This is a genomic window from Tritonibacter horizontis (assembly GCF_001518015.1).
Classification (GTDB): domain Bacteria; phylum Pseudomonadota; class Alphaproteobacteria; order Rhodobacterales; family Rhodobacteraceae; genus Epibacterium; species Epibacterium horizontis.
In genome coordinates, this window is the sequence record NZ_LPUY01000007.1 from 1 (window position 1) to 8,308 (window position 8,308).

7 protein-coding genes and 1 pseudogene are annotated in these 8,308 nt (G+C 64.8%); 6 read left to right on the plus strand and 2 right to left on the minus strand.

The features are described 5' to 3' along the window. From TRIHO_RS00270 to TRIHO_RS23465, 6 genes are all read left to right on the plus strand, one after another. Positions 1 to 582 (plus strand): NAD-dependent epimerase/dehydratase family protein (locus TRIHO_RS00270; protein WP_131811163.1); only part of this gene is annotated, 582 nt, incomplete at its 5' end. Beyond that, positions 579 to 1,193 carry a sugar transferase gene (locus tag TRIHO_RS00275; RefSeq protein ID WP_068239102.1) on the plus strand — a complete coding sequence of 205 codons (615 nt, stop codon included), beginning with the start codon at positions 579 to 581 and terminating at the stop codon, positions 1,191 to 1,193. The genes TRIHO_RS00270 and TRIHO_RS00275, both read left to right, overlap by 4 nt. A 428-nt stretch (positions 1,194 to 1,621) precedes the next feature. Continuing rightward, positions 1,622 to 3,526, plus strand: coding sequence for a polysaccharide biosynthesis protein (locus TRIHO_RS00280; RefSeq protein WP_068239103.1), 1,905 nt, complete (start codon positions 1,622 to 1,624; stop codon positions 3,524 to 3,526). A 219-nt stretch (positions 3,527 to 3,745) separates the two neighbouring features. After that, positions 3,746 to 5,920 (plus strand): YjbH domain-containing protein, encoded by a 2,175-nt coding sequence (locus TRIHO_RS00285; protein WP_068239112.1) that lies wholly within the window; start codon positions 3,746 to 3,748, stop codon positions 5,918 to 5,920. A gap of 8 nt (positions 5,921 to 5,928) precedes the next feature. Beyond that, the gene (locus TRIHO_RS00290; protein ID WP_232367668.1) at positions 5,929 to 6,660 is read left to right on the plus strand and encodes a YjbF family lipoprotein; all 732 of its coding nucleotides are present in this window, start codon (positions 5,929 to 5,931) and stop codon (positions 6,658 to 6,660) included. Between the two features lie 173 nt (positions 6,661 to 6,833). After that, a complete protein-coding gene (locus TRIHO_RS23465) occupies positions 6,834 to 7,106 on the plus strand; it encodes a hypothetical protein (RefSeq protein ID WP_068239104.1) in 273 nt (90 codons plus the stop codon). Positions 7,107 to 7,248: 142 nt separating this feature from the next. Here the strand turns inward: TRIHO_RS23465 and TRIHO_RS00300 are convergent, their stop codons facing one another. Both TRIHO_RS00300 and TRIHO_RS24275 read right to left on the minus strand, forming a co-directional pair. Next, positions 7,249 to 8,067, minus strand: coding sequence for a peptidase G2 autoproteolytic cleavage domain-containing protein (locus TRIHO_RS00300; RefSeq protein WP_068239107.1), 819 nt, complete (start codon positions 8,065 to 8,067; stop codon positions 7,249 to 7,251). A 75-nt stretch (positions 8,068 to 8,142) separates the two neighbouring features. Next, a pseudogene (locus TRIHO_RS24275) lies at positions 8,143 to 8,286 on the minus strand (DUF2793 domain-containing protein); the annotation flags it as partial. Positions 8,287 to 8,308: the final 22 nt, after the last annotated feature.

The following is an 8,308-nucleotide window of genomic DNA, read 5'->3' on the forward strand; positions in this document are numbered from 1 at the left end:
GGGCGGGTGATCCTGGCCTCTTCAGCGGCGGTCTATGGCGCCCAGCCCGGTTCCCAGGCCACCCCCCTGCACGAGGATCTGCCCCTCCGGCCCGCCAATCCCTATGGTCAGGCCAAGGCCGAGATGGAGGGCGAGGCCCGCCGCCTTGCGGATGCGCTGGGGGTCGATCTCTGCTTGCTGCGGATCGGCAATGTGGCCGGCTTTGACGCCATTCTTGGCGGCTGGAGGCCGGGGTTCCGGCTGGACCGCTTTGCCGATGGCCGCAGTCCCCGGCGCAGCTATATCGGGCCGCTGATGCTGGCGGATGTGATCGCCGCGCTGCTGGCGCTGCCGGATCTGCCGCCGGTGCTGAACGTTGCCCAACCTGGTCCGGTGGAGATGGCGGCCCTGCTGCGGGCGGCCGGGCGGGACTTTGCCACAGCTGCAGCGCCGCAGACGGCCATCGCCGAGGTGGCGCTTGACGTCACCCGCCTGACAGCGTTTCTGGCGCCAAAGATGTCCCTGCCGGTTGCGGACCCCCGGGCGATGCTGGCGGAAATCGCCCTGTTAGGGACTGAAAAGAAGGAGCAAGACCCCTCATGACCTGGGACAAGCGGCTGTTTGACCTCTTTTTTGTCACCCTGCTGATCGTGATCCTTGGCCCCATTCTGCTGGGGCTTTTGATCTGGCTGCTGCTGAAAGAGGGCCGTCCGGTATTTTACGTGGCCGAGCGGATGAAGGGGCTGGATCAGCCCTTCATGCTGTGGAAGCTGCGCACCATGACCGTGGTTGAAGAGGACAGCGGCGTCTCTGGCGGCGACAAGGCCGCCCGGGTCACCAAAACCGGCGCCTGGCTGCGCCGCAAGCGGCTGGACGAGTTTCCGCAGCTGTGGAACATCCTGCGCGGCGATCTGTCCTTTGTCGGCCCGCGGCCACCGCTGCGCCAATATGTCGAAGCCTATCCCGAGATCTACCGCGAGGTGCTGAAATCGCGCCCGGGGGTGACCGGGCTGGCCTCGATCACCTATCACAAGCATGAGACGGCGCTGCTCGCGCGCCGGGCCACGCCACAGGAAACGGATGCGGTCTATTCCCGCATCTGCGTGCCGGCCAAGGCGCGGCTGGATCTGATCTACCAGCGCCATCAGAGCATGTGCTACGATTTCGATCTGGTCTTTCAGACCATCGGCAACCTGTTTCGCCGGGAACGCTGAGCGGTCCGTACCGGGGGGGATGCCCAAAACGTGGGCAAAATGCCTCAAATTCACGCAGATTTCGCGTGGATGCTTTGAAAGCCGCCCGGGGCAGGCTAATATCAACGGATGATTTCAAAGCCAGACGACATGACAATGGACCCTTTTATGACGGTCGCCCGAGACGGAAGAGCCCCGTCGCGCGGGCATCAGGGGCGGGTTCACATTCCGCATCGGCGATTTTTAGCGCAATCTCCTGTTTTTCACAGGGATCGTGAAGTTTTTTGATACACCTTAGATGATATCCCCACCCACAAGGGGTAAGGTCAGCATATTTCAAAACGACCAGATGCATTTTATACCGCTTTCGCATAGAACCATGCTCCCATGTAAAATCAGCCCTGAGGGCAGAGCGATCTGAGATCTCTCGAGAGTAAACGGAACCACTTGTGTCGACATTCAACCTCATCAGCGGGCTTTCACGGTCGAAGAAATCGGGCGTATTTCTGGGCATCGACCTGCTGCTGCTGCCTTTGGCGCTCCTGTTTACCTATACGGTTCAGGACCAGCCGGTCGCACCCCTGACCCTGTTGGGGCAGATGTTTCCGATCCTGCCCTATATCCTGATTGCCACCGGGGGGTTGTCCTATTGGCTGGGCCTGCCGCAGGTGCAGCTCATTGCCTATGAACGCCATGCCATGGGGCAGACGGCGGTCGTGGCCGTCAGCGCCGCGGCGATGGAGGCGGTGCTGTGCCGGATCTTTGGCCCGCAGGTGCCGCCGGGCGTGCATGTGGTCTTTGCGATCAGCTATCTGATCATGATGGTGGCGGTGCGCGGGGTGCTTTATCAGATCGTGCTGGCGGTCTATCGCCGGGCCCGGCCGCGGGCGCGGGTGGTGATTTACGGCGCCGGCAACACCGGCACCCAGTTGGCGCAGGCGCTCAAGGCGCATGACGGCATTGATCCGGTCGCCTTTGTCGATGACAACAAATCCCTGCAGGGGCTGACTCTGGTCGGCCTGCCGGTCTGTGCCCCGGCGCGGATTGCCGAGCTGGTCAAGACCCGCGATGTCAAACGGGTGCTGCTGGCGATGCCCTCGCAGAACCAGCCAAAACAGGCGCAGATCATTCAGCGGCTGCAGAAACTCGGCCTCGAGGTGCAGGCGCTGCCCTCTTTTGCGCAGCTCATCGGCGAGGAAGCCCTGGTCGACAAGCTGACCCCGGTGCCGCCGCAGAACTTCCTGCGCCGGGCCTCGCGCGATGTGCCGATGAAAGAGGCCGCGGTCTCTTATGCCGACCGGGTGGTGCTGGTCTCTGGCGCCGGCGGGTCGATCGGCTCCGAGCTCTGCCGCCAGGTGCTGGCCTGCCGCCCGGCCAAGCTGGTGCTTTACGAGCTGTCGGAACTGGCGCTCTACACCATCCATCAGGAACTCTGTCAGCAGCTCGAAGGCACCGGGATCGAACTGGTGCCGGTGCTGGGCTCGGTCACCGATCCGCGCCAGGTGCGCCGGGTGCTGGTCAACCACCAGGTTCAGGTGGTGCTGCATGCCGCAGCCTATAAACATGTGCCTCTGGTCGAGGCCAACCCGCTGGCGGGGCTGGCCAACAACGTCTTTGGCACCCAGACGCTGGCCCGCGCCGCGGCGGAATTCGGGGTGGAACGCTTCATCCTGATTTCCTCGGACAAGGCGGTGCGCCCGACCAACGTGATGGGCGCCTCCAAGCGGATGGCCGAACTGGTGGTGCAGGATCTTGCCTCGCGCAGTGCGCCCTACGGTGATGGGTCGGCGGGGCATACGGTGTTCACCATGGTGCGCTTTGGCAATGTGCTGGGGTCTTCCGGCTCGGTCATTCCGCTGTTTCAGGAACAGATCAGCCGGGGGGGGCCGGTCACCGTCACCGACCCGCGTGTCAAACGCTACTTCATGACCATCCGCGAGGCGGTGCAGCTGGTGTTGCAGGCCGGGGCCGAGGCCAAGGGCGGCGAGGTGTTCGTGCTCGACATGGGCGAACCGGTCTCGATTCTGCAGCTGGCGCGGCAGGTGATCGAAAGCGCGGGCTACTCGGTGCGCGACGACGACCACCCGGAGGGCGATATCGCCATCGACATCATCGGTCTGCGCCCCGGCGAGAAGCTGGAAGAAGAGCTGACGCTCTCGACCGAGCTGATCACCACCCGCCATCCCAAGATTTTCTGCGCCCGCGAGGCGGTGCTGTCGGAAATCGAGGTGGCAGCCCTGTTGCGCGCCCTGCGCCAGGTGGTGGCCTCCGGCGACAGCGAGGGCGCCCGCCGGGTGATCATGCGCTGGGTCGAGGGTTACGTGCAGCCGCTGGCCGACCGCAAGTCGTCCTGAAGCCACAAAGCCGGCCCCAAAGCGGCAGCGACCGCACTTGGCCGTTGATCGGGTCCGGTGTCTCAGGCAGTAAGCTTGGGAACACTCCCGACAGCGGTGCCACAGATGCACCGAGTGACAGAACCGGGTGACAGAACAGATGACCGCTCAAGGACGCCCCCGCTCGTGACACGCTGCCCTTCCCGGATGCCCGTAAACCAGTTTGGTCGGCGTCGGCCGATGCTGAAATCCGTTCTGCAGCCGCTGTGCTGCGGGGCTGTCGCCGCTGCCCTCCTGGGCGCGCCGCTGCAGGCCCAGGAGGCGCGCGAAACAGTGGAGGCGCCAAATGGGTTTGCCTGGCCCCGCACGCCGAGCCTCAATTTCTACGGCTCCCCCGGCCTGGTGGATATGCCAAGCGCCGAGATGATGCCGGATGCGCAATTTGCGCCCTCCGTCGGCTGGTTCGCCGGCCAGACCCGGATGAACCTGCAGTTTCAGGCGATGCCCTGGATGTCGGTGTCCTTTCGCTACAACGCCCTGGTCAACCAGAACCCCGACAGGTTGTTCTTTGGCTTTGAGACCTATTACGACCGCAACTTTGACGTGCGATTCCGGCTTTGGGACGAAGGGCGCTACCGCCCTGCGGTGGTCGTCGGGCTACAGGATTTCGCCGGCACCGGCCTTTTTGGCAGTGAATATGTGGTGGCCACCAAATCCTTTGACCCCAAGGCGCTGCCGGGGCGGCTGAAGGTCACTGCCGGGCTGGGCTGGGGGCGGTTCGGCTCTTACGGGGCGGTTGCCACCCTGGGGGACCGCCCGAGTTTCGTCGGCGGCGACACCGGCGGCGAGCTGTCCTATGACCAGTGGTTCCGCGGCGATGTGGCGCCCTTTGCCGGGATCGAATGGACCTATGGCAAATGGGGGGTGAAGGCGGAATATTCCTCGGATGCCTATACCACGGAAACCCGCCAGCTGCAGTCCTTCGAGCGTCGTTCGCCGCTGAACTTCGGGGTTGAATATCAATATACTCGCCAGCTGCGGCTGGGGGCCTATTATCTCTATGGCTCGGAACTTGGCGTGACCGCGCAGTTGCAGCTGAACCCGCGTCATCCGGCGACCCGCACCAAGCTGGCCGCGCCCACTCCGGTGGTGCCGCGCCACACCTGGGCGCCGCAGGAGGAGCAGTGGAGCGCGGCCTGGGCCGACAGCGGCGACCGTCGCCTTCAGGTGCGGGATCTGCTGGCCGAGGCGCTGCGCAGTGAAAACCTGGTGCTGGAAAGCGTGACCCTGCAGGGCACCGTCGCCGAAGTGCGCATCCGCAACCCTCACTACCGGTCACATACATTGGCGGTCGGGCGCACCGCGCGGGCGATGTCGCGCACCCTGCCGCCCTCGGTCGAGACCTTCCGCATCGTGCCGGTGTTCCGCGGTCAGGGCCTGTCGGCGGTAGAGTTGCGGCGCTCCGATCTGGAGGCGCTGGAATTCGCGCCTGAAGCGGCCGAAGCCATCTGGGCGGTGGCCGCGATGACAGGGGCCGGTCCCGCCGCCGACGCGGCGATCCTGGGGGATGGGCTGTATCCCGATTTCGGCACTTCGATCAGCCCCTATGCTTCCCCGTCCTATTTCGACCCGACGCTGCCGTTCCGCCTGGATGTCGGCCTGAGTTTCGGGGCCAGCTACACCCCCGCCCCGGGCTGGCGCATTGCAGGGGCGATCAATCAGCGCATCTGGGGCAACGTCGCCCAGGGCCGTCGCTACCCGTCGCGCCTGCCTGCGGTGCGGACCGATTTCCACGAATACGCCCGCTATGACACCACCCTGAACAACCTCTATGCGGAGCGGCGCTGGCAGCCGGGCAAGGATCTCTATGCCCGGGTCACGGCCGGTTACCTCGAAGCCATGTATGGCGGGATCTCGGGCGAGGTCCTGTGGAAACCGGTCAGCAGCCGCCTGGGGCTGGGGCTGGAACTGAACTATGTGCGCCAGCGCGATTTCGACCAGCGGCTGAGCTTTCGTGACTATGACGTGCTGACCGGCCATGCCACCGCCTATCTGGAGCTGCCAAAGAACTACCTGTTCCAGGTCGATGCGGGCCGCTATCTGGCGGGGGACTACGGCAGCACCTTTACCCTGCTGCGCCAGTTCAACAACGGCTGGGAATTCGGCGCCTTCTTCACCATCACCGATGTTTCGGCCGAAGATTTCGGCGAGGGGTCCTTTGACAAGGGGATCTTGCTGACCATCCCGCTGGGTTGGCTTCTGGGCAAGGAAAGCCGCAATGGCTATGGCCTGGTGGTGCGCCCGGTGCAGCGCGATGGCGGCCAGCGGGTGGCCGTGCCCGGCGGGCTCTACGGGACCATCCGCAACGCCCATCAGAAAAGTCTGTCCGACCAGCGTGCGAGGTTCTGGGAATGATGTCCGGCGTGTTCTCTCCTCTGATCCGGGTCTGGGCTGACGGCGCCGGGCAGTGGCTTTTGTCGCGGCTGGGCCTTGTTGCGATTGCGATTGTCTCCGGCTGCAGCACCGGACCGGAGACCGCCTCCCTGGAGGTGGAGATCAGCTCCGTGGTCCGCGATGAGGTCAAGCGCCGGTTCACACGCGCACAGGCGCCAAAGCCGCCGACCCTGACCCGGGCCTTGCTGGACACCATCGAGGAGCCACATATCGAAGTGGTGATCGAAGAGGTCGATCTGCGCGATTATCTGACCCTTCAGGTCCGCCGCACCGACGAGCTGCCAGGCCAGATCGAGGTCTGGCGCACGGTGGACAACATCAGCTTTGCCTTTCGCGACGGCATGCTGATTGCCACCCGGGGCCTGCGCGGCACCTTGCTTTCTGCGGTTGTTCCCGCCGACGGGCAGGGGGCCATGGGGCCGTCCCGGGGCGGCGCCCGGATGTATGAAGTCCGCGACGGCGACAGCGATTCCTCGATCATCCGCATGGCCTGCGAGATCGAGGATCTCGGTGCCGAACAGCTTGAAATCGTTGGTCTCACCTATCCCACCCGGCACCTGCAGGAACGCTGCGACGCGATCGGAGATGGCATGGTGATCAACGACTATTGGGTTGATTCCCGCAGTGGCCGCCTGTGGCAATCGCGCCAGTGGGCGGGACCGGCGATTGGCTATATTCGCACACGCCAGGTGGTTATTTGAGCAACAAAGCGCTTCTGACCCCTTCAGGACGGCCTTTTTGCCGCGATTTTTCGGCAACGTCGAAATAAAAACGGAAAAGCAAGGATCTGGATGCTATTGCGGACGTTGAAATAGTCCGAACGCTCACGTAATGTCCGGGCAAGGATATCCCATATCTCCACAGGAGTTTAAGTATGAAGAATATTATCGCAGTTTCCGCGCTGGCCATCATGGCCGCAACCGGTGCGTTTGCTCAGGCTGAAGGCGGTGCTGGTGCAAGCAGCGGCGGCGGTGCTGGCGGCGGCGCAGGTCTGGGTGTTGGCGGTCTGGGTGCCGCTGGTATCGCAGCCGGCGTTATCGCGGCTGCAATCGTTGTTGGCGTTGTGACCAACGACAAGAATGCTGACGGTTCGGGCTCCGGTTCGGGCTCCGGCTCCGGCTCCGGTTCTGGTTCCGGCACCAACTAAGACGGTTTGATCCCGCATTGGCCCGGCCCTGTCGGCAGGGGCCAATGCTGAGATCATCGTTAAAATCCAAGACCGTCCCGGGACTGCAGCCCAGGGCGGTCTTTCGTATGTCTGCGGGTCTGAGATTTCGCGCCGTGCAAATTCAGCGCAACAGCCAGATGTCCAGCTGCAGATCCGGCGCCGCGGTGCCGGCCGGATGCAGGTCCTCGGCCGCCCCGAGCCGGATCCAGCGCCGATCTACCGGCTGGCCCCGTCGGATCAGCACCCGGCCCATCATCCCGATCACCGCCCACTCCGCCCGCGTCGCGCGAGGCTGATAGGGGCGGTCGGGGTCATATTCCGGCGCGACCAGGGGCAGGCCCGCGTCATCGCGCAGCAGGGCGCCAAAGGCATCGCGCTGCCAGCGCCCCTGCCATGCGCCGCAATCGTCATTGCCGATCAGACAGGGCAGGGCCGAAACCACGCCGATCGGCGTCTCGCCCGCTTGCGCAGGCCGAATGCGCCCCTTCGCGCCCAGGACCACCGACAGGCCACGCCGGTCCTGCTGCCCCGGGTTGCCATCCTGCCATTCAAAGTATTCCGCAAAATCGGCACCACCACCGCTCCAGCTGCCGGCACAGCTGCCATTGCCATCCGCCCCGAGACGAAACAGCTCGCTGGCCTCGCCGGCCAGCAGGTAGTCGTCGCCGCTGCCCCCATGGGACAGGGCCAGCCGGGCACCCGGCGTGCTGGTGCCAAGCCCGACCCGCGCGGTGGCGGATTTGACCACCAGTGCCTCGGGCCAGCTGCCTCCGCCTGATACTTTGATGGAGAAGTCGGTGCTGCCTGCCAGCCCCATTTCCGCATGACCCGCCCAGTTGGACTGGAACACCAGGCTTGCGGTCTGCGCATCACCAGATTTGTTGATCTTCACCTGCTGGTCGCCGCCCGCATGGGTAAACAGCACCGCATCCGAGGCCACCGCCAGCCGGTTGGTGTTATCGGGCGATGTGGCAATGCCGAGCCGGTCCTGCTGCTGTGGCGTGACCCAGGCGCTGCCGTCCCAGACCCGCAGGGCTGTCGCGGCCAGATCCCAGGCCCGCCAGCCGATGGCGGGGGCCAGAAACAGCCAGCCCTCGCCTTGCCAGATGGCGATCTGATCGCCATGCCCCGCCCAGGCGCCGGTCGGGCTGGCCGCCAGCCCCCAGGCCTCTCACGGGGCG